This window comes from Streptomyces sp. NPDC059787, assembly GCF_042732315.1.
Lineage (GTDB): Bacteria > Actinomycetota > Actinomycetes > Streptomycetales > Streptomycetaceae > Streptomyces > Streptomyces atrovirens.
The window spans coordinates 37,953-61,015 of sequence record NZ_JBHWHX010000025.1 but is presented as its reverse complement, the minus strand read 5'-3'; the positions used below and the strand labels follow the sequence as shown (position 1 = coordinate 61,015).

Here is a 23,063-nt window from a genome sequence, read left to right as displayed (position 1 = left end):
GACGTCCCGCCCATTTCGTACGTTTAGTTTCGCGATGGGGGTATCCGGTGGGGCAATGTTGCGGTGCCCGATCATCTGAGCGTCCATGTTTGTCGCCAGGAGGCTCACAGGTATCGCCATCGTCATACCACCTCCGTAGGTCAACCCTCGCACCGGTAAGCGCGCAACGCATCCCGAGCCCCAGAGCCAACGGACGATGTGCCGCTGCCCCTACGGAACGCAGAGCTTCGAGGCGCCGTTGGGCTCGGGCGCCCGTCTCAATCGCCACTGTCCGGCAGCGTTCACGGGGCCCCGCCCGGAGGGTGGCCGTGGACGGCCCCGAACTCTGTCGCCGGATGAAGGTTGCTCTTCTTCGTGAGTGAGGTCGGGTTGACGGCGCCGGGCCCCCTCTGGGCCCTCCGAGGCCAACCGACGACGACCAACAACGACCAACAACGACAGTCCAACCGCAGGTCAGTTCAGGTGCGCGGCCCGTTGACCAGGGGCGGAAAACGGGCCCGCCAGACCCAGGGCAAGAAGAAGTAGGCCCACGTCTTCAAGGCCCCTGCCCGCTGTTTCCTCGCGGGCTGGGGCCTTGTTGCTGCGTCGGGGACGCCTCTGGACCGCCGGAGGTGCCACCGCTCACCAGGCTCCTGGGTCCCTGACGGGACCCGTACCTTCGCTCACCGACCTGGGTTCCTCCGCCTCTCCGGCAGTCCGGTGCGCTCCGGCCTCGATCAGCCGGGCCAGGTTCAAGGGCGCGCGGAGCACGGCGGCCGACGGCATGGGGGCGGCCCGGTAGGACCCGGCTCCGTACGCCGGTTGGTCGACGACGTCCGGGCGGGGCGCCCCCAGGCAGGTGCCGTGTCCCAGGCCGTTCACATCCTGTGCACGCCGGTCCTCCGCCGCCGCACGTCACACGTCGTGGCCGGGAGGTCCGTTCGGTCAGGGGCGTTCGTAGAGCTGCAGGAGGCCGCCGACGGAGAAGCACGAGGCGCCGGTGAGGGTGGTCCAGTTCGCGAGGCCGGCGTTGACGAGGCTGCCGGTGGCGGGACGGGTGTAGGCGGCGAGCGCCGAGACCATGAAGAGGACGGAGCCGAACTGGTTCACGGCGACGATCCACCAGCCGAGGCTGCGGCGGCGGAAGCAGAGCCGGCCGTGGCAGATCTCGGCGAACGCGAGGTGGCCGGAGATCAGGAAGAGCACGCAGCCGATCACGTCCGGGGTCCAGATCAGCCGGTTGATCTGCTGGACGCTCAGGCCCTGGATGAAGGAGTCCAGCAGGTTGACGGCGAACACCAGGGTTCCGGCGAACAGGACGAACGCGCTCAGCCAGTCCGCCCGCGTCGGCTCGTAGCTCCACCAGCACCAGCGCCGGGTGACCAGCAGGCCTTCGCCGCCGGGTACGTGGCGGGGAGCGTTGACGACCTGGAGCAGGGAGACGTAGCCGCCGGTGTTGAAGAAGAGCCCGCCGGCGAAGTAGACCGACGCGCACGTGGTGGCGTCCCCGGAGCCGAACTGGGCGACGCCGGCACCGACCGCGAAGAGGGCGCCGCCGATGACGAAGGCGGTCGCGGCGACGGCGTTGAGCCCCCGCAGACGGCGCAGCGCGACCTCGTCGGCGCTGGTGCGACGGCTGCCGGGCACGCCGGGCGTGTGGACCGTGAGGGTTCCGCGCCGCCGTGCGGGCCGCGACTCCCACACGGCTGTGCCGCCGCCGGGAAGACGCCAGGTGAGCCGGGTGGTGAAGGGCCCCGCGCCCTCGGCGTGCTGCTCGGCGGAGCTCATGCGGGCGGGATGGCGGCGATGCCGCCCTCTTCCTCGGGGCTGATGGGGGAACGCCGCTTGCCGCCACGCCACCACAGCAGACGGCCGTAGGTGGAGACGATGACGAGGGCGGCGCCGAGGACGACGTAGACGCTGAGGACGATGAGCGGCTGGGTGATGGCGTTTCCGTCGAAGTAGAGGGTGTTGCGGATCAGGGCCGTCCCGTTCCACGGGGGCAGGACCGGGCCGAGGTACTGCCGGAAGGCCGGCAGGTGGGCGGTTCCGTTGACGCCGCCGGTGGAGGGGTTGCCGAAGAAGACGACGACGACGGTGACCAGAGTGCCGAGGGGGCCGATCAGACTCTGCAGGGTCGCCGCCAAGAGCGCGACGGCGAGACAGATGAGGGCGAACTCCCCCCACAGCGGCCGGAAGTTGCTGCCGACGTCGGGGTGGGCCCCCAGGATCGGACCGGTGATCACGTTGCACACCAGGGCGGCGACGACCGCGTAGCAGACGAGGCTGAGGACGCGTCTGCGGGCCGCCGCGGTGCCGGTGCGCTGCATGGCCAGGGTGGAGCCGAGATAACCGGCCACGAGCAGTACGAACACCGCGATGCCCGGGACGACGCCGAGCGGGTCTTCCTTGGGGAGTTTGTCGACCACCTTGAAGGCGAGGTGCCGGCCCTGAGCTCTGGCGGCCTGTTCGTAGAGGGCGGGCATCTGTCCCGGGGCGACCAGGCTCGCGGCCTCGGCGATCACGAGGGTGTTGCTCTGCGCCACGAATCCGCCGTAGATCTCCGTGCGATGGGCCGCTTCTTCCAGAGCGGCCTGGTCCTTGTACCGGTGGATCCTCAGCGAGATCTTCTCCTGGACGGCCGTGGTCAGCGGCGAGCTGCCCGTCACGCCCCACGGAAGGTCGCGGGCGACCACGGCGTGCTGCGCCGACACATAGGTGGTGATCATGACGGTGGCCATGACCAGCGCGATCAGCAGGCCGCCGAGCAGTGCCCGCCAGGACGGCGGCCTCGGTCCCGCGTCCGGTTCCGGGGACACCCCTGTGCCGCTCCCGCTGCTCGCGTCCGCGTTCCTGCCGGAGCCACCTCGTGCTTCGCTCATGTCACTTCCCGGGTCACTGGACGCATGGGGCGGCTGGCCTGTGCACTCCCGATCGCGCGGCAACCTCGCAAAGGCAAACCGCGCGTAATGGGTATTTTGGTCTTCCCCTCCGCGGGAACGGCAACCGGAGTGGCTGGAGGTCCGGCCCCGGGGCGGACCGCTTCACCCGGGTGGAGTACGCCCGGTGTCGGGCACGGGCTCCCGTTCGTAACCTCCGAAAGGGAGACCACAGGACAACGCGAGAGGGGCCGGCGGTGGCTCTGCACGACGCCCAGGGGACGGCCGCGGATCCGGCCGCCGACATCTTCACGTCGCCGATCAGCGAGAAGCCCCTGCCCAAGCGGGCGATGCCGGAGTTGCCGGCGCCCCCGCACGTCGTCCACCAGCTACTGCGCAACGAACTGCTGCTCGACGGCAACGCGGCCCAGAACCTGGCCACGTTCTGCACCACCTGGATCGACGACGAGGTCCGCCGCCTGATGGACCTGTGCCTCGACAAGAACATCGTCGACAAGGACGAGTACCCGCAGACCGCGGAGATCGAGTCCCGGTGCGTCAACATCCTCGCCTCCCTGTGGCACGCCCCGCTCGGCGCCGACGACGCCGAGCCCGCCGTCGGATGCTCCACCACCGGCTCCAGCGAGGCCGCCATGCTCTGCGGCCTCGCCCTGAAGTGGCGCTGGCGCGACCGCCGGCGCGCCGCCGGCCGGCCGGCCGACCGGCCGAACCTGGTGTGCGGGCCGGTGCAGGTGTGCTGGGAGAAGTTCGCCCGCTACTTCGACGTGGAGCTGCGCCAGGTGCCGGTGGAACCGGGCGCCACCGGCCTCCAGGCGCACCAACTGCGCCAGTACGTCGACGAGAACACCATCGGCGTCGTGGCGATCCTCGGGGTGACCTACACCTGCACCTACGAGCCGGTGGCGGAGATCGCGGCCGAACTCGACCGCATCCAGGCGGAGACCGGCCTGGATGTCCCCCTGCACGTGGACGCGGCATCCGGCGGGTTCATCGCGCCCTTCCTCCACCCCGGCCTGGAGTGGGACTTCCGACTGGCGCGGGTCGCCTCGATCAACGCCTCCGGCCACAAGTACGGCATGGCCCCGCTCGGCGTCGGCTGGGCCCTGTGGCGCGACAAGGCGGCCCTGCCCGAGGACCTGGTCTTCCACGTCGACTACCTCGGCGGCGACATGCCCACCCTCGCCCTGAACTTCTCCCGCCCCGGTGGCCAGGTCGTCGCCCAGTACTTCATGTTCCTGCGCCTGGGCCGCGAGGGATACCGGCGCGTGTACCAGGCGTGCGCCGACACCGCACAGCACCTCGCCCGGCAGGTCGCCGACATGGGCCCCTTCACCCTGCTCTACGACGGCACCGGAGCACTGCCCGCCGCCTCCTGGACCCTGACCGACCCCGCCTCGACCGGCTGGAGCCTGTACGACCTGTCCGACCAGCTCCGCATGCGCGGCTGGCAGGTCCCCTCCTACCCGCTCCCGCCCGACCGCCAGGAGACCGTGATCCAGCGCGTCCTCGTACGGCACGGCGTCGACCGCGACGAGATCGAACTCCTCGCCCAGGACATGCGCAGGGCGATCAAACACCTCGACCAGGGGCACCCCCACGACTCGGCCCGCGTCGGCTTCCACCACTGATCCCGCTCCGGCCGCGTCGCAAAGGGTGATCACAGCTTCCCGAGCTGTGGACTCGGGCATCGTCGCCGTGTGCCGGCCGTCGCGGCTCGCTCCGGTCGACGGCGTTGGCAGCGTGGCCGAGAGCGGTGCCGGCCGACGGAGGCGCACGCTCGCGGGGAACCCCGGACCGTACACCTCCGCGCGCAGCGAGGTTCCGTCCCGGAACCACTCGACCCGTACGACCCACTCGTCGTCGGACCGCCCGCGGACCGGCGTCCGGACCCGGCCGCACCGGCGGCCCTGCCGGAGTCCGTGCCGCTCGTCTGCGCCCCCGGCATCGAGCCGCGCACCCGTCAGGCCTGAGCCCTACTCCAGGAAGTCGGACCAGGCGGCCTGCTGGATGCCGGAGGCCGTGATGCCTCCGGAGGAACCGCGCAGGCGGAGGTCGTCGGTGAAGAGGTCGGCGTGGCCGTCACGGTCGGAGTCGCGCAGGCGCAGGTAGGAACCGAAGGACGCGTTCGCCTCCAGGCCGCCCGGCACACCCGAGGTGTTGCGGTCGATGAACTGCGACTTGGAGCCGGTGAGCCCGGAGGCGCTGCCGCGCAGGATGTGGACGGCGCCGGCGTCGGCGTGTTTGCCGATGTCCTCTCCGGGGACGGAGACGGCGAGGTCCGGGTAGCCGTCGCGGTTGACGTCGCCGACGGAGATCCGGGCGCCGAAGCGGTCGCCCCTCTCCATGCCGCCGGAGACGCCCGCGGTGTTCTGGTTGACGCGGGTGACGCTGCCGGGGCCGCTGGAACCACCGCGCCAGACGAGCACGCCGCCCGCGCCGTTGGCGTTGGGGTGTCCGAGGGCGATGTCCCCGTAGCCGTCCTTGTCGAAGTCGGCGATCCGGGCGTCGACCTCCCAGCTGGTGTCCTCGCCGGTGCCCATCCTGTAGGTCTTGCCCCGGGTGAGCGTGCTTCCGCCGCGGATGAACCAGGCGCCGGTGACGGTGTGCTGGTCTCCGTCCACCGCGCCGATGACCACGAGGTCGGAAGCCTTGTCCTTGGTGACCCGTCCGGCGGTCAGGTGCTCGGCGAACACCCTGTCGTTGCTGAGCTTGGTGACCTTGCCGCTGAAGCCTGACCTGGTGAACGAGCCGGTGTACACGTGCGCGGTGCGGTCGTTGATCAGGGCCAGGTCGGGCTTGCCGTCACCGTTGAAGTCACCGGCGACGAGGTCGAGACCCATCTGGCCGTACTTCCCGGGCGCCTTGTTCGGGACGGTGGTGCCTCCGGACAGGCCCTTCGCGGACCCCCAGAGGATCGTGGTCGCACCCTGCTCCTTGTTCGCGCCGATGTCCTCGCCGTAGACGCCGACGGCCAGGTCGCCGTATCCGTCGCGGTTGAAGTCGGCGGCCGCCAGCGCGTTGCCGAAGCTGTCGTCCCACTCGTTGGCGCCGGGGACGCCCGCGCTGTTCTGTGTGATGTTCTGCTTGCGCCCGTTCGGTCCGGTGGCCGTGCCGTAGATGATGCCGACGGTTCCGGATCCGTCGTTGCCCGCGTCGGTGACGCTCTGTCCGTAGGCGTAGTCGCGGTAGCCGTCACCGTTGAAGTCGTCGGCGTACTTGGCGGGGGCCGCGGACGCGGTGGGGGCGGCGAGGAGCGGTGTGCAGAGCGCCGCTGCGAGGGCGGAAGCGGCTGCGAGGGCGGTACGCGAGGAGGGCATGATTCTCCGAGGTCCGAGAAGCGTCCTGTGGACGGACACTTGAACTGCGATCTTGGACGCGTACGGACCGTCAATGGTTGTACGCCGGCCACGACCGCTTTCCCCGGCTCCGGACGGGTCGGTGCGGCTCAAGACCTCCGTGGAAGTCGGGGACCGCACTGACATCACCGCCGCCGCCGCGATATTCGCTTGCGGCCCGGGGTACCGCTCAGCATCGTGGGCCCGGTGAGCGATGCGCCGGAGCGATGGAGCCAGGCCAGTGTCCACCCCGACATGTGGGCGGACCCCGACGACGATCCCCGGGAGAGTGACGGGGCCGGGCCGGAGGGTGAGCTGGCGACGTTGCAGGACTACCTGCGGAGCTACCGGCTGACCCTGGAGATGAAGTGCGAGGGGTTGAGCCCGGAGCAGCTGGCGTGCCGGTCGGTGCCGCCGTCGACCATGTCCCTGCTGGGGCTGGTCCGGCATCTCGCGGAGGTGGAGCGGGACTGGCGGGGCTGGTTCCGGCCCGGCGGACCGGAACCGAAGCTGTACGGGGCGCGTGACGCCGACTTCGACGGCGCCGTCGCCGATCAGGCGCTGGTCGACGGCGCCTTCGCCGACCTCGCCCGCGAACAGGCGGCCACCGACGCGGCGTTGGCCGAGTACCCGGACCTGGGCGCGCGGGTCGTCCGGGACGGCGACTCCGTACGCGAACTGTGGGTCCACCGCGTCGAGGAGTACGCCCGCCACTGCGGCCACGCCGACCTGCTGCGCGAGTGCGTCGACGGGCGGGTGGGGCAGTAGCACGCCCGACCGCGCCAGGTCACGGCTCCCGGTCCAGGACGCGGGGCAGCCCGGAAGGGGATCTCGCCGGACTCGAGGAGTCCGATCAGGTACGGACGGGACACGCTGGGCATGTCGGCGGCCTGGCGGGTCGTCAGCTCCGCGTCGACCGGCATGATCTGAACGCCCTGTCCGCTGTCGGCACCGGACCCGGGTTTGCCGGACCGGCAAACGCGCTCGGGTCTTCGGGGTGGTCTTCCGCATGATCGAGGCATGGCGGACCACGGTCCTGGAGGAGGGCGCATGAGCAGGAAAGCCACGGAGATCACGCACCGGCTGGTTCCCTCGCCCGGGGGCCGGATCCATCTCGCGGAGCAGGGGACCGGGCCGCTGGTGCTGCTCGTGCACGGCTTCCCGGAGTCCTGGTACTCCTGGCGGCACCAGCTGCCGGTGCTCGCGGCGGCGGGGTACCGCGCGGTCGCCGTCGACGTACGCGGGTACGGGCGCTCCTCCAGGCCGGCCGCGACGGACGCGTACCGGATGACGGCCCTGGTGGAGGACAACGTCGCGGTGGTGCACGCCCTGGGCGAGGAGTCGGCCGTGGTCGTGGGGCACGACTGGGGCGCGACCGTCGCCGCGAACTCCGCGCTGCTCAGGCCGGACGTCTTCCGCGCGGTGGGGCTGCTGAGCGTCCCGTACACCCCGCGCGGTGGTCCCCGGCCCCGTGACGTCTTCGCCGGGATGGGCGGTGACGAGGAGTTCTACGTCTCGTACTTCCAGGAGCCGGGCCGCGCCGAGGCGGAGATCGAGCCCGATGTACGGGGCTGGCTCGCGGGCTTCTACGCGGCGCTGTCCGCCGACACCATGCCCGCGCCCGGCGCTCCCGATCCGCACTTCGTCGGCAGGGGCGGGACGCTGCGCGACCGGTTCCCCGCGGGCCGGCTGCCCGGCTGGCTGAGCGAGCGGGATCTCGACGTCTACGCCGGGGAGTTCGAGCGCACCGGCATGACCGGGGCGCTCAACCGCTACCGGAACATGGACCGCGACTGGGAGGACCTCGCCGCCTTCGACGGCGCCCCGGTCACCCAGCCGTCACTGTTCGTCGGCGGCACCCTCGACGCCTCCACGACCTGGCTGTCCGACGCGATCGAGGCGTACCCGGTGACGCTGCCGGGCCTGGTCTCCTCGCACCTCCTCGACGGCTGCGGCCACTGGATCCAGCAGGAACGCCCCGACGAGGTCAACCGGCTCCTGACCGAGTGGCTGGCCGCCCTGTCGTGACGGCTTCGTGTCCCGTGGTCGGCGGACGGTTCACCTCCGCCGGGTATCCACCTGACCGGACGCACTCGCGTCGCAGGCCGGTCGTCACGGGGGGATGTCATGAGAGGACCGCGCGGGACCGTACTCACGGCGTCGGCGCTGCTGTGCGCGCTGCTGCTCGCGGGCTGCGCCAAGCCCGACCGGACGGAGATCGTCACATGGACCGACGAACACGGCCGGGCCTGTACGGGTGTGGCGGTGGTCGACTCCGAGGACGGTGACCGCGAGGTGACCGGCATCGACTGCGACTACCCGCCGGAGGGCAGGCAGCCGGGCCGCGAGACCTCCGCCCCGCTGCCCGGCTGAGGCGCTCACGGCGCGACGGCGGTCGGGCGCAGGTACGGGTCCGTTCCGTGAGTTCTTCGACAAGGGCGTCGTCCCCGGTGTCGGCGAGGGCCACCGCATCCTGCTCTCGCAGAGCTTCGTGGGGCACAGCCCCACAGCCCGCGCCCAGGTCACCGGTCTTTCCTGCGGCCCTCTCCCCAGTCCCCGGCCGGGCAGCGCCCCCATGGCGTCCGCCCACCGCGCCCGGCACACCGGCCAGGTGTGCGAGGGCGAGCCGCGTCCGGCCCACGCCGCCTCGTCATCAATGTGAAAGCGGACGCGGCTCAACGCCTCACGGGTGCATCCGCGCACCCTTGAGGACCTTGTCCACCGCGTTCCTCGGGCCGTGGAGCGACAGGCCCACCAGGTCCAGGTCCGCCGTGCCCACGGCGCGGACCGCCGCGCGGTTGGCCTCGTCATGGCCCGTGGCGAACAGGTCGGAGGTGAAGACCGCGCGGGGCAGGGCGCGGGAGAGGGCGCGTGTGTGGGCCGCCTTCAGCACTTCCTTCGTGCCCTGGAAGACCAGGACCGGCTGGCGGAACATCGGCAGGTACGGCACGTCGTCCGCGTCCTCGTAGGGTGCGCCGATCAGCTCGGGGAGCCGGGTGCCCAGGCCGCTGACCAGGAACGCGGTGACGTTGAGGCGCTGCCAGGGCTCCAGGTCCTCGCGCAGCAGTACGGCGATCTTCGTGTCGAAGCGAGTGCTCATGCCCTGAGACTGCCGATCGGGGCCGGCCCGCGTCTTGTACGTTGTTTGCATGTCCTCCCGGGCGAGCGTGTCCGCCTGGCGGCCCCGTGTTCCGGGCGTCGTCGAGGTGTTCCACGCCCGCTTCACCGAGTACGCCTACCCGATGCACGTCCACGACGCCTGGACGCTGCTCATCGTGGACGACGGCGCCGTACGGTACGACCTCGACCGGCACGAGCACGGCACCCCGCACGACACCGTGTCCCTGCTGCCGCCGCACGTCCCGCACAACGGCGCCCCCGCCACCTCCGACGGCTTCCGCAAGCGGGTGCTGTACCTCGACGGCCACCATCTCGCCGACGGTCTCATCGGGGCCGCCGTCGACCGGCCCGATCTGCGCGATCCCCTGCTGCGGCGGCGCGTCGGGCAGGTGCACTCCGCGCTCGTGCGGCCCGGGGACGAGCTGGAGGCCGAGAGCAGGCTGACGCTGGTCGGGGAGCGGTTGCGGGAGCATCTGCGGTCCCGGGAGGTCCTCGGCGCGCCCCGGCGGGACCCCGTGCTCGCGCGGCGGCTGCGGGAGCTGCTCGACGAGCGGGTCGTGGACGGTGTGAGCCTGGCGGAGGCCGGCGGGACGCTGTCCGCCCATCCCGCGCACCTCGTACGGGCGTTCAGCGGGGCCTACGGCATCGCGCCGCACCAGTACCTGATGTCCCGCCGGGTCGGCCGTGCCCGGCGGCTGCTCCTGGAGGGACGGTCACCGGGCGAGGTCGCCGTCGCCACCGGCTTCTACGACCAGGCGCATCTCACCCGGCACTTCCGCAAGCTGGTCGGGGTCACGCCGGGGCGTTACCGCGCGGAGGGCCGGTGACCCCCGCGGAGGCGGGTCACCGGTCCCACGGGGGTCACCTCACGTCGACGTAGTCGCCCGTCGCCGTCGCCCCGCCCGTCGTGGACGTCTCGCCGAAGGTCCAGCGCCAGTAGCCGTCGGTGGTGGCCTTCACGGTGGTCTTCAGGGAGCCCGTGGAGTTCGCCCGTACGGTCTTGACCGTGGTGTAGGTGCTGGTGCCCGCCTTGCGGAACTGGAGCTTGGCCAGCTTGTCGGGATAGCCGACGTACGCCTCCTTGCCCCAGTCGGCGCGGGTGAGCCTGCCCGTCACGGTGAGCGTCCTGTTCCTGGCGACCGGTTCCGGCGAGGCGTTGACCGTGGCCCGCGCGGCGCGCTTGACCTGGACCGTGCCGAGGCCGGTCAGGTTCTCCTCGGCCTTGAGCCTGGTCTCCGATCCCGGGGCCCAGAGGCGGACGTTGACCGCGATCTTCCAGGTGGTGGCGTCCTTGGTGGAGTCCAGGGTCCAGCGGGGGTCGATGTAGAGGTCGCCCTCGACGTTCGCCGAGCCGGGGGTGTCGTCGTAGTAGACGACGTGGCCCGTGCGGATGCCGCTCTCCGCGCCCTTGGCGGCCGTGGTGTCGTGGTACAGGAACGGGAACGCGGTGACGTCGCCGGACGTGTAGCCCGCGGGCCAGGTCATGCGGAAGCCGAGGCTGGGGTACTTCTCCTCGGAGATGCCCACGACGATGGGCTTGCCCTTGTTGACGACCATGTTCGTCACCGTGACGCCGGTGTCGGCCGCCTGTGCGGGCGTCGCGGTGAGCACCCCGAGGGCGAGCGCTCCGGTGAGCGCGGCCGTCAGGGTGGATCTGCCTGTGCGCATGCACGTCTCTCTTCATGCATGGGACCCCTGAGAGCGGGGCCCGGATCGCGGCAGATTAACAGCCCGCGGCCGTACGCACGTTCGGTGCCCTTGCCGTGACCTGCGCGGTCGTCACTCGCCCGAGGGGCGCCGCAGCAGGTGTGTGAACGCGTCCAGGTTGCGGGTGGACTCGCCGCGCGACACCCGCCAGTCGTACTCCTTGCGGATCGCCGAGGCGAAACCGAGCTCCAGGAGGGTGTTGAAGCTGCCGTCGGCGGCCTCCAGGACCTGGCCGAGGAGGCGGTCGAGTTCCTCCGCGGTGACGGCGGCCAGAGGCAGGCGGCCGGTGACGTAGATGTCGCCGAGCGGGTCGACGGCGTAACTCACGCCGAAGAGCTTGAGGTTGCGCTCCAGGAGCCAGCGGTGGACGCCGCTCTCGTTCTCGTCGGGGTGGCGGACGACGAAGGCGTTCAGGGAGAGCGTGTGCCGGCCGGCGATCAGGGACACGGTGGTGGAGAGCTTGCGGGTGCCGGGGAGCTTCACCACGTAGCTGCCGGGCGCGGGACTCTCCCACTCCAGCTCGGCGTCCTTCAGGACGCCCTCGATGACCCGCGTTGCCTCCGTCGCCTTGTCAGCCATGGTGGGAGCGTACGTGACGGCGGTGGGCCTGGGTCGCGGCCGTGTAGACGTCGGCGGTGGCCGCGGCGGAGGTGTCCCAGCCGAAGGACCGGGCGTGCCGGGCGGCGGCCTCGCCCATGCGGTCGGCGAGGTGCGGGTGGTCGGCGAAGTCGCCCAGCACGCGCGCGTAGGCGTCCGGGTCGTGGCCCTGGACGAGGAAGCCGGTGTGCCCGTCCCGTACGGCCACCGGGAGGCCGCCGACCGCTGCCGCGAGCACCGGGGTGCCGGCGGCCTGTGCCTCTATGGCGACCAGTCCGAAGGACTCGCTGTAGGACGGCATGACGAGCACGGACGCCGCGCGGAACCAGTCCGCGAGCTGCTCCTGCCCGACGGGCGGGCAGAACCGTACGACGTCGGCGATGCCGAGCCGCGCGGCGAGCTTCTGCAGCCCCTCCGGCTTGGCGAGGCCGCTGCCGCTGGGGCCGCCGACCACCGGGACGCAGAGGCGTGGGCGCAGCTCGGGGCGTTCGCCGAGCAGGGCGGCCACCGCGCGGAGGAGCACGTCGGGGGCCTTGAGGGGCTGGATGCGGCCCGCGAAGAGCGGGATCAGGGCCTCCTGCGGGAGGCCGAGGCGGGCCCGCGCGGCGGCGCGGCCGTCGGCCGGGCGGAAGCGGGAGAGGTTCACGCCGGGGTGGACGACGGCGACCTTGCCGGGGTCGGCCGCGTAGTGCCGTACGAGTTCGTCGGCCTCCTCGGCGGTGTTGGCGATCAGCCGGTCGGCGGCGGCGACGATCTGGGTCTCGCCGATGACGCGGGCGGCGGGCTCGGGCGTGTCGCCGACGGCCAGGTTGGCGTTCTTGACCTTGGCCATGGTGTGCATGGCGTGCACCAGGGGCACGCCCCAGCGCTGGGCGGCGAGCCAGCCGACGTGGCCGGAGAGCCAGTAGTGGGAGTGGACCAGGTCGTAGTGGCCGGGGCGGTGGTGGGCCCAGGCCTGCATCACGCCGTGGGTGAAGGCGCAGAGCTGGGCCGGGAGCTCCTCCTTGGCGAGGCCCTCGTAGGGGCCCGCGTCGACGTGCCGGACGAGGACGCCGGGGGCGAGTTCGACGGTGGGCGGGAGGGCGGCGGCGGTCGCGCGGGTGAAGATCTCGACCTCGATGTTGATCGCGGCGAGGCGCTGCGCGAGCTCCACGATGTAGACGTTCATGCCGCCCGCGTCGCCGGTGCCCGGCTGGTGGAGCGGGGAGGTGTGCACGGAGAGCATCGCCACGCGGCGGGGCCTGCGGTGCAGCCGCAGCCGCGGGGACGCGGCGGGGGAGCGCCGTCCGAGCCTCGCGATGTACTGGCTCACGTGGCGTTCCTCCTCGCTGCGGGCATGGCTGGCGGAGGGTGTGCGGCCCTCGGCGACGTCAACGTCCGAAAACCGCGTCCTCATTTCCGGACGACGTCTCCGGTTCGGGTTTTTGCCGAATCATTACCGGCGGTCGCTCAACCGTTCGAGAGTGGGCCGCGTCACCCCCATCGGTGCCGTTTCCGGGTACCCGCATACTCGTCCGTATGACAGCCCGCGCCACTTCCCGCCCCATAGGCACGGTGACGCGCGGGACGACCAACCCCAACCGCCTGCGCCGCATGGACCGCTGGATCGCGGCCACGCACGGCGCGGAACTGCGCCGCGCGGCCGATCCCGTAGCCGTCGACCTCGGCTACGGCGCGGCCCCCTGGACGGCGGTCGAACTGCTGCACCGGCTGCGCACCGCGGCACCCCGCGCGCGGGTGACGGGCGTCGAGATCGAACCGGCCCGGGTCGCGGCGGCACGGCCGTACGAGCGCGAGGGGCTGGTCTTCCTCCTCGGCGGCTTCGAGGTCCCGGTTCCCGGACGGCCGGTGCTGGTCCGCGCGGCGAACGTGCTGCGCCAGTACGACGAGGCCGAGGTCGCCGCCGTGTGGCGGCGGCTGTGCGCGCGGCTCGCCCCCGCCGACCCGGCGACCGGATCGCGCGGCGGGCTGCTGGTCGAGGGGACCTGCGACGAGATCGGGCGCCGGCACGTATGGGTCGCCCTCGGCCCCGAAGGGCCGCGCACGGTCACCTTCGCGACCCGCCTCGGCTCCCTGGAGCGCCCCTCCGACCTGGCGGAACGCCTGCCGAAGGCGCTCATCCACCGCAATGTGCCGGGCGAACCGGTGCACGCCTTCCTGCGCGACTTCGACCGCGCCTGGGCCGCCGCCGCGCCCTACGCCTCGTACGGCGCACGGCAGCGCTGGATCCGGGCGGTGCGGGACCTCACGGCCGACTGGCCGGTGTCGGACGGGCCGGGGCGGTGGCGGCAGGGGGAAGTGACGGTGCGGTGGGAGGCGCTGGCGCCGCAGGGGTGACTCCGTGGCGACACGGAGCGGGAACGATCCGTGTGAGCCGTTCGTCACACGGACGGGGTGATCGCCACGCCGGGGATGCCGGGGAACACCGGGGAGCGGGAGACGGGAAGTACTCCCTCTGTCGTTTCGCGCGTCGGCATGACAGCATCCACCGGGCGACCATAAGTTACTGACGGTTAATCAACGGGGGTGCGAGTCATGGAGACGGCCAGGCGCGGGTTGCTCACGACGGCTGTGACCGTGGTCTGCGCGGTCACCGTACTGGCCCTGCCCGGTACGGCGTTCGCGGCCCCCACTCCCCCGCCGTCCCCGGGTACGACCGCGAGCGTCACCGTGGTCCCCGACCAGGACAAGGAACTCGAGGCCGTACGCGAGAAGCTCGACAAGCTCTATCGCGCGGCGGCCGTCGCCACCGAGGAGTACAACGCCGCCGAGGAGAAGGCGCGGCAGCAGTCCGCCCAGATCGTCCGGCTGGCGAAGAAGATCGTCGAGGGCCGGGAGAGACTGGACGAGCTGAAGGCCCGCGCGGGCGCCGCGGCCGCCGCCCAGTACCGCGGCGGCGGACTTCCGCCCGAGGCCCACCTGATGCTGAGCGACGACCCGCAGGATTTCCTCGACGGCGCGGGCCGGGTGCGCCAGGGCGAGCACGCGACCAAGGGCCTGCTCGGGGAAATGACCCGCACCCAGCAGGACTTGGAGCAGTACGCGCAGGACGCCGAAGCGCAGATGACGAAGCTGGAGGCGGGCCGCAAGGCCAAGGCCGAGGCACAGAAGAAGATCGAGAAGCGGATCAAGGCGGCCGAGAAGGTCGAGTCCGAGCTGGAGCAGGTGGAGAAGGAGCGCCTGGCCCTGCTGGAGAAGCGGGCCGCCGCCGAGGCGCAGGCCTCGTGGCTGAGCTCCGGCATCCTCGACGAGATCAGGGGCAAGGCGACGGAGCAGGGCGCGAAGGCCGTCGCGTACGCCACCGCGCAGATCGGGAAGCCGTACCAGTGGGGCGCCGAGGGGCCGAACACGTACGACTGCTCCGGACTGACCTCCCAGGCCTGGATCTCGGCCGGGCGGAGCATGCCGCGCACCTCGCAGGCGCAGTGGAAACAGCTCGAGCGCGTCGACATCAAGGACATGCGCCCCGGTGACCTCGTCATCTACTTCGACGACGCCAGCCACGTGGGGATGTACGTCGGGGACGGCATGATCGTGCACGCCCCGCGCCCGGGGCGGACGGTGACGCTCGCGGGGGCCGGATCGATGCCGATCCTCGGGGTGGTACGGCCGGACGCGGACGCGAACTGAGCGGTTCGCGCCCTCCTGGCCGGCCGCTCAACACCCCGGTGACATGCGCCACGTGACCCAGTACACGTCGATCTTTCCGCCAAACTCTCCGCGGACGTGACGTTCGTCATTCCTGTGGCGTCTTCAGGCTGTCCAACTGCGGTAGCAAACGCGGCATATGACGGGGGCCGATGGCGGAGCGGCGTGGTTCACACCATTCCGCTGCGGCGCCGTCAGCCGCTATGGTCCCCGTTCGAAGGGGGCATCCCCTGCTCGCACCCGGAGGTGGGAGCAGGACACAGGCCTACGGCCGAAGCCCCCACCGTGCCCTCGGGGGGAGGGAAGGAACCCGCAACAATGCCCGCACCCGTACCGCGGCAGAGAGCGATCCCGGCCGCGGAAGGTGGTCAGGCGCCGACCGCCGCACCGAACGGCGGCTCCGCCCAGGACTCCTCGGAGGCCGGGGTGACGTCCCCGCGCGCGGCGGACCCGTCCGAGCACACCGCGGACCGGGCCGGCACCGCGCCGGACCGGGCCGGGACGGCCGCCCACACCAACCTCACACTGCTGCTGATCGAGGACGACCCCGGCGGGTCGCCGATCGTGCCGGAGCTGCTCGACCAGTCCGGCAAGCCGATCCGCGTCCGCACCGCCCGCAACCTCACCGAGGCCGGGCGGCTGCTGACCGACGACGTCCACTGCATCCTGCTGGACCTCGCGCTGCCCGCGCCCGGCCGGGCGGGCGACGCCGACGACGAGCTCGCCGTGCTCAAGCACGTCCTGGAGCTCGCGCCCCGGCACGCCGTCCTCGCGCTCACCGGCGCCGACGACACCGAGCGCGGCGCCGAGGCCGTACGGGTGGGCGCCCAGGACTACCTCGTCCGCGACGAACTGGACGGCCGGCTGCTGAGCCGGGCGATCCGGTACGCGGTGGAGCGCAAGCGGTCCGACTCCGCCGAGCGGCGGCTCGCCGAGGGCCGCGTGCGCGCCCAGGAGAACCGCCGGCTGGAACGCGGTCTGCTGCCCACCCCGCTGCTGGACGGCTCCCCGCTGCGGTTCGCCGCCCGCTACCGCCCCGGCCGCTCCCGCGCGCTGCTCGGCGGGGACTTCTACGACGTCGTCCGCACCCCGGACGGCACCGTGCACGCCATGATCGGCGACGTCTGCGGGCACGGCCCGGACGAGGCCGCGCTCGGTGTGGAGCTGCGCATCGCCTGGCGCGCGCTGACCCTGGCGGGACTCTGCGGCGACCAGCTGCTCGGCACGCTGCAGCAGGTGCTGGAGCACGAGCGGTCGGACGACGAGATCTTCGCGACCCTGTGCACGGTGGACATCGCGCCGGACGGCCGCCGGGCGGGCCTGTGCCTGGCCGGCCACCCGTCACCGCTGCTCGCCCGCCCCGGCCGTCCCGCGCGGCTGCTGCCGTACGACAACAACGGCCCGGCGCTCGGCCTGCTGCCGGGCGCCCGCTGGCCCCGGATGCAGGTGGAGCTGGGCGCCGAGTGGAGCCTGATGCTCTACACCGACGGCCTGATCGAGGGCAAGGTCGGCGACACCGGGGAGCGGCTCGGCCAGGACGGCATGGTGGAGATGATCCGCCGCCAGCTCTCCGAGGGGCTGCGCGGGGAGGAGCTGCTGCGGACCGCCGTCAACGAGGTCCGGGACCTCAACGGGGGCGAGCTGACGGACGACGTGGCGGTGCTGCTGCTGGACCGGGCGGTGTGAGCGCAGGCCCGCCGTTCGGGGTGTGCCGTATGCCGGGTGCCGGTCCGTCGTGGCCGGCCGCGCCCGCGCGGCGGTGGCCGCGCGTCGCCACGGTCCCGCGCCCCTTTCGAGGGGTCGGGACCGTCTCCGGATCAGCGACCGCCGTTGTACGGCCCGTAGGGACCGTCGCTGCTGGAGCCCCTGCGGGAGCGCCCGCCGCCGGACAGGCCGCGGAGGGCGGGGCGGACGTCGACCATGTACACGATGGTCGCGATCAGCCCGATGATCGGCAGGAACGACAGGATGTTGAAGATCAGGTTCACCACGAAGGCGAGGGCGAGGATGATCAGCCAGAACGGCTTGGTCTTCTTGTCGGCCGCGCGGTAGGCGTCCTCACGGCGCGTGGCGGCGTCGATCAGCGCGAAGCCGCTGAACACGATCAGGGCCATGCTCAGCAGCCACATGAACCCCGCGAAGCCCTGCATCAGCACAACGTCCACCACCAGACTCGGCTCGTCCTCTACGCCGTCACCGTACCCGCAACCACCGGCCGGCTACCCGGACAACGGGCCGGGCACCGCGAGAGTGCCCGGCCCGTCCGGTTCCGTCCCGCCTACTTCGCGGGCGGAGTCGTCTTCTTCGCCGTGGTCCTGCGCGCCGGGGCCTTCTTGGCGGCGGCGGGCTTCTTCACCGCGGCGGACTCGGCGGCGGGCTTGTCGTCCTTGACCTCGACCGGCTTGACCGGCTCCGGCCGGGGCGCGGGCTTCGGCTCGGCCGCCGACGGCTCGACGGCGACGGCGATGTCCTCGATGCCCTCGGCGGCGTCGCCGCGCCAGGTCCTCACGGCCTGCTCGCCGTGCTCGGCGACCTTCTCGTAGGCCTCCCGGGCCTTGACGGCGTACTCGGCGGCGATGCCGACCCCGCGCAGCGCGAGGTCCTGGGCGTTCTCACCGAGCTTCTTCAGGTCGGTGTCGAACGAGCCGAAGAGCTCGCCGACCTTGTTCTGGAGGTTCTCCTGCGTCTCCCGGACCCGGACGGCCGCCCGCTCCTGGACGGCCTTGGGGTCGGTGTTGCGCACGGCCTCGATACGGGCCGGGGCCTCGGTCCGCAGCTGCTCCACCAGGGCCGGCACCTTCTTGGCCTGCTGCAACGCGAGGTCGGCGGTGCCGGCGGCGAAGTAGAGCGGGGTCGGGTCGCTGAAGGTCTTGCGCAGGTCGTCGGTGATGGCCATGGTGATGGTCCTCCCGGATTCGTTTTCGGCTGAGGGTTCTGTGTGGTCCGCGGCGGGCGGCCGGTGCCCTGGTCCGGCTCAGCCGGCCGTCCGCCGCGGACCGCTGTCGCTGTCGCTGTCGTCGGCCGTGCCGACGGCCGGGGCGCCGACGGCCTCGGGATCCCCGGGCGTCGCCTCACCGTCCTCGGCGCTCCCAAACCCGTTCTCCTTGCGGAACGACTCGTAGATCTGGAGCAGCACCTGCTTCTGACGCCCGGTCAGCGTGGGATCGGCGAGGACGGCGGCCCGCGTCTCGACCTCGGACCGGTCCCGCTCGGCGTCGAGGATGCCGGCCCGGACGTACAGCGTCTCGGCGGAGATCCGCAGCGCCTTGGCGACCTGCTGCAGCACCTCCGCGCTCGGCTTGCGCAGCCCGCGCTCGATCTGGCTGAGATACGGATTGGACACCCCGGCGGCGTCGGCGAGCTGCCGCAGCGACAACTGCGCGCTGCGACGCTGCTCGCGCAGGTACTCACCGAGATTGCCGACGTTGAGCGATGCCATACCCCCACCGTGCCCCACCTCGCTAACTATTGCAAGCACCTGCTTGCAATAGTGCGCCACGGCACAGACGGATCCTGAAGAACACCGAAGCCGTACCGGACGGGGCACTAGCGTGGGGGCCCATGATCGTATGGATCAACGGCACCCACGGCGTGGGCAAGACGACGACCGGCGCGCTCGTGCAGCGGCTGCTCCCGGACTCACGGGTGTTCGACGCCGAGAAGGTCGGCGAGACGCTCATGGACATCACGCCGGGGCTGCCCTGGACGGGCAACTTCCAGCACTGGCCGCCGTGGCGGCCGCTCGTGGTCGAGACCGCCCGCCACGTACTCGACTACACCGGCGGCACCCTGGTGATGCCCATGACGGTCCTGGTCGAGGAGTACTGGCGCGAGATCAGCACGGGCCTCGCGCGCCATGCCGTCCCGGTACGGCACTTCGTCCTCCACGCCGACCAGGACACCCTCCGCGGGCGCATCGCGGGGGACACGGTCCTCGGCCCGGACTCCCCGTTCCGTCTCGGCCACCTGGAGCCCTACGCCGAGGCGGCCCGCACCTGGCTGCACGCCGAGGCCGAGGTCGTCGACACCACCCACCTCACGCCCGCCGAGGCCGCCCTGCGGATCGCGGAGGCCGTCAAGAGCTGAGCCACCCGTTGTCAGTGGCATCGGCGAGGATCCGGACATGACTGCGACCGCCACCGACACACGGAACCTCCTGGACGACGTACGCACCAGCGCCGCCCGGATCGCCCGCGCGCTCGACAGCGCCGGGTACCGGGCGGACTTCACGCCCACGAGCCTGCGGGACGTCGAGCGCTTCATGGCCGAGCACAGCGACCACGGGATCGCGGTGGCCGGCGGCCTCCTCGCGACGGACCTGGGGCCACGCCTGTTCGCCCTCGGCGCCTACCTGGGCGAGACGGTCCGGCGCAGTGCCGGCGGGGCCTGGGAGGCCGACGACGAGGACCCGCACAGCGAGGTGGACCTCAGGCTCCGCCTTCCCGACGGCTCCGTCGTCTGGCCCGTCCAGCGCGTGGTCAAACGCTTCCAGCACGGCCACGAGGACAGCATCGTCGGCTACGCGATGGGCCTGGACCTGCAACTGTCCGCACCGGCCCCGCGGCGTCACGGCCACGGCACCGCCGGCCGGACGGCCACGCCGGGGCCGGAGAAGACCGGTCAGGAATCGAGAAGCCCCGGGAGGCGGAGGGCTCCTAGCGTGGAGGGCATGACATACATCGACAGCGTGACGCTCGGCGTGGCCGACACCGCGGCCGCACACCGGTTCCAGTCCGCCGCCTTCGGGCTGGGATCGCAGATAGGGCTGCGCGCCTCGGAGGAGGCCACGAGCGGGTTCCGCGGGTTCACCCTGGGGCTCACGGTGTCCCAGCCGGGTGACGTCGACAGCCTCATCGGTACCGCCGTGGAGGCCGGTGCCGTACCGCTGAAGCCGGCCGCGAAGTCGCTCTGGGGGTACGGGGGCGTCGTACAGGCCCCGGACGGGACGATCTGGAAGGTCGCGACCTCGGCGAAGAAGGACCGCGGCCCCGTCACCCGGCGGATCGACGAGATCGTGCTGCTGCTCGGCGTCGCGGACGTGGCCGCGAGCAAGCGGTTCTACGTCGAGCGGGGCCTCGCCGTGGCGAAGAGCTTCGGCCGTACGTACGTCGAGTTCGCCGGCGGGGAGTCGAGCCCCGTCAAGCTGGCGCTGTACCGGCACCGTGCCCTCGCCAAGGACCTCGGCGTCTCCGCGGAGGGGAGCGGATCGCACCGGCTGGTGATCGGTGGCGGTGCGGATGCCTTCACGGACCCGGACGGGTTCGCCTGGCAGGCCGCGTCACCGGCCGCCCTCGCGCTCTGACGTACGCCGGGCGGGGGGGGAGGCGCGACGGACGCTCCGCCGCGCGTCCGGGCCCGGCGCGAGGTGAACGGGACGTCCGGGCGGGCCGCGCACGGCAGACTGGCCCGCATGACCGCCGCAGCCGATGCCGCCAAGTCCGACCTCCACCGCTACCTCCAGGAAGCCCGCGACGCCCTCCTGTGGAAGCTCGACGGCCTCCTCGAGTACGACGTCCGCCGCCCGCTGACGCCGACCGGCACCAACCTCCTGGGCCTGGTGAAACACGCGGCCGGTGTCGAACTGGGCTACCTGGGCGCCACCTTCGGCCGGCCGTCCGGAGAGCCGCTGCCCTGGCTCGCGGACGGCGCGGAGCCGAACGGGGACATGTGGGCCACCGCAGAGGAGTCGCGCGAGGACGTCACCGGCCTGTACCGCCGGGCGTGGGCGCACGCGGACGCGACGATCGAGGCACTGCCGCTGGACACGGCCGGCAGGGTGCCGTGGTGGCCGGACGGCAGGGACGAACTGACGCTGCACCACGCCGTGGTCCGGGTGATCGCCGACACCCACCGGCACGCCGGCCACGCCGACATCCTCCGCGAACTCATGGACGGCGCCGCGGGGGAGAGCGCGACCGGCACCAGCCTGCCGTCGGACGACCCGGCCTGGTGGGAGGCCTACCGGGACCGTCTGGAGCGCGTGGCACGGGAGGCCTGACCGGCGCCTCTCACCACACCGCGCGGGCCCACTCGCCGAGCACGGGGACGCACCGCTCGGCGAAGTACTCGTAGTCCTCGGCGGTGTTGTAGACGTGCGCGGACAGCCGCAGGTAGCCGGCTCCGCCGAAGCTGGTGAACGCCGCCTCGACACCCAGCTCCGCGGGGGCCCGGTCGCGCAGCGCGTCGGCCGCGAGGCGGCTGCCGGCGAGCCCGTCGGGCAGCCGTACCAGCCGCATGCCGGGCACGGGCATGCCGACGTCGACGGAGGCGTCCGCGCCGGTCAGCCCGGCGAGCGCGGCACCCACGACCCGCGCGCCGTAACCGGCCAGCTCGTCCATGTACCGGCGGGCGGCGGGCCAGCCCCAGGTACGGTCGACGAAGTCGAGGGCCGTCGCCGCGGCCAGGTGGTTGGTCGCGTCGACCGTGCCCTGCTGGTCGAAGCGGTCGGGGTACGGATCGGCGGCGCCCCACGAGTCGATCAGCGGGTACAGCCCGTCCCGCAGCGGACCGCGCGCCACCAGGGCCGCGGTACCGCGCGGGGCGCACCCCCACTTGTGCAGATTGCCCGTCCAGAAGTCGCAGGTCAGCCCTTTGAGGGGCGCGTCGATCAGGCCGGGCGCGTGCGCGCCGTCCACGAGCAGCGGGACACCGCGCCGCCGCGCCTCGGCACCGATCCGCTCCACCGGCAGCCGGCGGGCGGTGGCCGAGGTGATCTGGTCGACGACGACGAGCCCGGTGTCCTCGCCCACCTCGGCCATGACCGCCTCGTACGCCTGCTCCTCACCGGCGTCCAACGGCACCCTGGCCGTACGCACCCGGCCGCCCCAGCGGCGGGCCAGCCGTTCGGCGCCCATCGTCACGGCGCCGTAGCCGTGGTCGGTGACGACGATCTCCCCGCCGCCCCGGCGCTCCAGGGCGGCGTACACGACACTCGCGCCGGCGCTCGCGTTCGGCACCAGGGCGAGGTCGCCGGGTTCCGCGCCGAGGAAGGCCGCGAGTTCGACCCGGGCCGCCGCGAGCCGCCGCGGCAGCTCGGGGAACCACACCACCGGCGCGCTCTCCATCCGCGCACGCAACTCCTGCTGCCGCTCCTGCGCGGCCAGCGGTACGGCACCGAAGGAACCGTGGTTGAGATGGCGCAGGCCGGGGTCCAGCGACCAGGCCCGCGCCGCCGGCCGGCCGTCGTCCAGCAGCAGGGGCCGGGGCGCGGTGCCGACCTCGGTCTCGGTCTCGCTCACATGACTCCCATCCGCTGACCGCCATCCGCGAGGAACATCGGATGGTAACTCGACCGCACGATCGCCATGAGGGCGTCCTGACGGCGGGCACACGCACTTTTTTGTGCGTACTTGGCAGCGTGGCGGCGTGCGGCGAACCTGGTTGCGGGGCGCCGGACAGGAAGGGAGCGGAAACGGCCGGCGGTCAGGAGGCCGGGGCCTCGGCCAGCCCCTCCAGCCGGCGGTGGCCCCAGTCGGACAGCGGTGCCAGCGCCTCGGCGAGCTCGCGGCCGAACGCGGTCAGGGAGTAGACCGTCTTCGGCGGCAGTACGTCGTACACCTCCCGGTGCACCAGCCCGTCCGCCTCCATCTCACGCAGCGCCTGGGTCAGCACCTTCTCGGTGAGGCCCGGCACCTTCCGGCGCAGTGCGGCCGGCCGGTGCGGTCCGGACTCCAGCAGCCACAGCAGCGTGGTCTTCCACTTGCCCTCGATCACGGCGATCGCGGCGGTCACCCCGCAGACGTCCGGATCGTGGCGCCGGTGCACCATGCCGTGCCCC

At 72.4% G+C, this 23,063-nt stretch carries 23 protein-coding genes and 3 pseudogenes; 12 read left to right on the top strand and 14 right to left on the bottom strand.

Annotation, left to right across the window (positions count from 1 at the left end):
- Window positions 1–924: 924 nt before the first annotated feature.
- Window positions 925–1,767, bottom strand: a complete 843-nt coding sequence (locus ACFV5H_RS23285) for a hypothetical protein (protein ID WP_385050605.1) — start codon at window positions 1,765–1,767, stop codon at window positions 925–927.
- Window positions 1,764–2,861, bottom strand: coding sequence for a hypothetical protein (locus ACFV5H_RS23280; RefSeq protein ID WP_385197081.1), 1,098 nt, complete (start codon window positions 2,859–2,861; stop codon window positions 1,764–1,766). The genes ACFV5H_RS23285 and ACFV5H_RS23280 overlap by 4 nt, the downstream gene beginning before the upstream one ends.
- Window positions 2,862–3,115: 254 nt before the next feature.
- Between ACFV5H_RS23280 and ACFV5H_RS23275 the strand changes: the two genes are divergently transcribed.
- Window positions 3,116–4,507 carry a glutamate decarboxylase gene (locus tag ACFV5H_RS23275; protein ID WP_385050601.1) on the top strand — a complete coding sequence of 464 codons (1,392 nt, stop codon included), beginning with the start codon at window positions 3,116–3,118 and terminating at the stop codon, window positions 4,505–4,507.
- A 129-nt stretch (window positions 4,508–4,636) separates the two neighbouring features.
- Here ACFV5H_RS23275 and ACFV5H_RS23270 read toward each other — a convergent pair.
- Both ACFV5H_RS23270 and ACFV5H_RS23265 read right to left on the bottom strand, forming a co-directional pair.
- A pseudogene (locus ACFV5H_RS23270) lies at window positions 4,637–4,750 on the bottom strand (ATP-binding protein); the annotation flags it as partial.
- Between the two features lie 102 nt (window positions 4,751–4,852).
- Entirely contained in the window at window positions 4,853–6,196 is a 1,344-nt protein-coding gene (locus ACFV5H_RS23265) for an FG-GAP repeat protein (protein ID WP_385050599.1), read from the bottom strand.
- Between the two features lie 225 nt (window positions 6,197–6,421).
- Between ACFV5H_RS23265 and ACFV5H_RS23260 the strand changes: the two genes are divergently transcribed.
- The gene (locus tag ACFV5H_RS23260) at window positions 6,422–6,982 is read left to right on the top strand and encodes a DinB family protein (protein ID WP_385050597.1); all 561 of its coding nucleotides are present in this window, start codon (window positions 6,422–6,424) and stop codon (window positions 6,980–6,982) included.
- 38 nt (window positions 6,983–7,020) lie between these two features.
- On the opposite strand, the pseudogene ACFV5H_RS23255 reads toward ACFV5H_RS23260, so the two are convergent.
- A pseudogene (locus tag ACFV5H_RS23255) lies at window positions 7,021–7,158 on the bottom strand (DNA-binding protein); the annotation flags it as partial.
- A 106-nt stretch (window positions 7,159–7,264) separates the two neighbouring features.
- Here ACFV5H_RS23255 and ACFV5H_RS23250 point away from each other — a divergent pair.
- From ACFV5H_RS23250 to ACFV5H_RS23240, 3 genes and pseudogenes are all read left to right on the top strand, one after another.
- Window positions 7,265–8,242, top strand: a complete 978-nt coding sequence (locus ACFV5H_RS23250; protein WP_385197079.1) for an alpha/beta fold hydrolase — start codon at window positions 7,265–7,267, stop codon at window positions 8,240–8,242.
- Window positions 8,243–8,341: 99 nt separating this feature from the next.
- Window positions 8,342–8,587 (top strand): hypothetical protein, encoded by a 246-nt coding sequence (locus tag ACFV5H_RS23245; RefSeq protein ID WP_385050593.1) that lies wholly within the window; start codon window positions 8,342–8,344, stop codon window positions 8,585–8,587.
- A gap of 49 nt (window positions 8,588–8,636) precedes the next feature.
- Window positions 8,637–8,876 (top strand): annotated as a pseudogene (locus tag ACFV5H_RS23240) (restriction endonuclease); the annotation flags it as partial.
- A gap of 21 nt (window positions 8,877–8,897) precedes the next feature.
- On the opposite strand, the gene ACFV5H_RS23235 reads toward ACFV5H_RS23240, so the two are convergent.
- The gene (locus tag ACFV5H_RS23235) at window positions 8,898–9,365 is read right to left on the bottom strand and encodes a DUF2000 family protein (protein WP_385050591.1); all 468 of its coding nucleotides are present in this window, start codon (window positions 9,363–9,365) and stop codon (window positions 8,898–8,900) included.
- Between ACFV5H_RS23235 and ACFV5H_RS23230 the strand changes: the two genes are divergently transcribed.
- Complete coding sequence (locus tag ACFV5H_RS23230; protein WP_385050589.1) at window positions 9,364–10,161, top strand: AraC family transcriptional regulator; 798 nt, start codon at window positions 9,364–9,366, stop codon at window positions 10,159–10,161. The two genes, ACFV5H_RS23235 and ACFV5H_RS23230, sit on opposite strands and share 2 nt — an antisense overlap.
- A 34-nt stretch (window positions 10,162–10,195) precedes the next feature.
- On the opposite strand, the gene ACFV5H_RS23225 is transcribed toward ACFV5H_RS23230, so the two are convergent.
- The 3 genes from ACFV5H_RS23225 to mshA form a co-directional block, all read right to left on the bottom strand.
- Window positions 10,196–11,002: a hypothetical protein gene (locus tag ACFV5H_RS23225; RefSeq protein ID WP_385197078.1), complete on the bottom strand. Its 807-nt coding sequence runs from the start codon at window positions 11,000–11,002 to the stop codon at window positions 10,196–10,198.
- 111 nt (window positions 11,003–11,113) lie between these two features.
- Window positions 11,114–11,620: a YbjN domain-containing protein gene (locus tag ACFV5H_RS23220; RefSeq protein WP_385050585.1), complete on the bottom strand. Its 507-nt coding sequence runs from the start codon at window positions 11,618–11,620 to the stop codon at window positions 11,114–11,116.
- Entirely contained in the window at window positions 11,613–12,950 is a 1,338-nt protein-coding gene (gene mshA / locus ACFV5H_RS23215) for a D-inositol-3-phosphate glycosyltransferase (protein WP_385197077.1), read from the bottom strand. Before mshA ends, ACFV5H_RS23220 begins: the two co-directional genes overlap by 8 nt.
- Before the next feature lie 206 nt (window positions 12,951–13,156).
- On the opposite strand from mshA, the gene ACFV5H_RS23210 reads away from it, so the two are divergent.
- The 3 genes from ACFV5H_RS23210 (at window position 13,157) to ACFV5H_RS23200 (ending at window position 16,972) form a co-directional block, all read left to right on the top strand.
- Complete coding sequence (locus tag ACFV5H_RS23210; protein ID WP_385197076.1) at window positions 13,157–13,975, top strand: class I SAM-dependent methyltransferase; 819 nt, start codon at window positions 13,157–13,159, stop codon at window positions 13,973–13,975.
- A gap of 198 nt (window positions 13,976–14,173) precedes the next feature.
- A complete protein-coding gene (locus ACFV5H_RS23205; RefSeq protein ID WP_385050579.1) occupies window positions 14,174–15,268 on the top strand; it encodes an NlpC/P60 family protein in 1,095 nt (364 codons plus the stop codon).
- A 336-nt stretch (window positions 15,269–15,604) separates the two neighbouring features.
- Window positions 15,605–16,972: a PP2C family protein-serine/threonine phosphatase gene (locus ACFV5H_RS23200; protein ID WP_385197075.1), complete on the top strand. Its 1,368-nt coding sequence runs from the start codon at window positions 15,605–15,607 to the stop codon at window positions 16,970–16,972.
- A 131-nt stretch (window positions 16,973–17,103) separates the two neighbouring features.
- Here the strand turns inward: ACFV5H_RS23200 and ACFV5H_RS23195 are convergent, their stop codons facing one another.
- From ACFV5H_RS23195 to ACFV5H_RS23185, 3 genes are all read right to left on the bottom strand, one after another.
- Window positions 17,104–17,436, bottom strand: coding sequence for a DUF2516 family protein (locus tag ACFV5H_RS23195; RefSeq protein WP_079194921.1), 333 nt, complete (start codon window positions 17,434–17,436; stop codon window positions 17,104–17,106).
- A gap of 128 nt (window positions 17,437–17,564) precedes the next feature.
- Window positions 17,565–18,182, bottom strand: a complete 618-nt coding sequence (locus tag ACFV5H_RS23190) for a hypothetical protein (RefSeq protein ID WP_385197074.1) — start codon at window positions 18,180–18,182, stop codon at window positions 17,565–17,567.
- Between the two features lie 78 nt (window positions 18,183–18,260).
- Window positions 18,261–18,725, bottom strand: coding sequence for a helix-turn-helix domain-containing protein (locus ACFV5H_RS23185; protein ID WP_385197073.1), 465 nt, complete (start codon window positions 18,723–18,725; stop codon window positions 18,261–18,263).
- Window positions 18,726–18,847: 122 nt separating this feature from the next.
- On the opposite strand from ACFV5H_RS23185, the gene ACFV5H_RS23180 reads away from it, so the two are divergent.
- The 3 genes from ACFV5H_RS23180 (at window position 18,848) to ACFV5H_RS23170 (ending at window position 21,284) form a co-directional block, all read left to right on the top strand.
- Window positions 18,848–19,372 (top strand): ATP-binding protein, encoded by a 525-nt coding sequence (locus tag ACFV5H_RS23180; RefSeq protein ID WP_385050572.1) that lies wholly within the window; start codon window positions 18,848–18,850, stop codon window positions 19,370–19,372.
- Window positions 19,373–19,955: 583 nt separating this feature from the next.
- Window positions 19,956–20,588 carry a glyoxalase gene (locus tag ACFV5H_RS23175; RefSeq protein WP_385197109.1) on the top strand — a complete coding sequence of 211 codons (633 nt, stop codon included), beginning with the start codon at window positions 19,956–19,958 and terminating at the stop codon, window positions 20,586–20,588.
- A 108-nt stretch (window positions 20,589–20,696) separates the two neighbouring features.
- On the top strand, window positions 20,697–21,284 hold the full coding sequence (locus ACFV5H_RS23170) for a DinB family protein (RefSeq protein WP_385050570.1): 588 nt from the start codon (window positions 20,697–20,699) through the stop codon (window positions 21,282–21,284).
- 10 nt (window positions 21,285–21,294) lie between these two features.
- Here the strand turns inward: ACFV5H_RS23170 and ACFV5H_RS23165 are convergent, their stop codons facing one another.
- On the bottom strand, window positions 21,295–22,524 hold the full coding sequence (locus tag ACFV5H_RS23165) for an aminotransferase class V-fold PLP-dependent enzyme (protein WP_385197072.1): 1,230 nt from the start codon (window positions 22,522–22,524) through the stop codon (window positions 21,295–21,297).
- A gap of 184 nt (window positions 22,525–22,708) precedes the next feature.
- Complete coding sequence (locus ACFV5H_RS23160) at window positions 22,709–23,053, bottom strand: winged helix-turn-helix transcriptional regulator (protein ID WP_385050566.1); 345 nt, start codon at window positions 23,051–23,053, stop codon at window positions 22,709–22,711.
- Window positions 23,054–23,063: the final 10 nt, after the last annotated feature.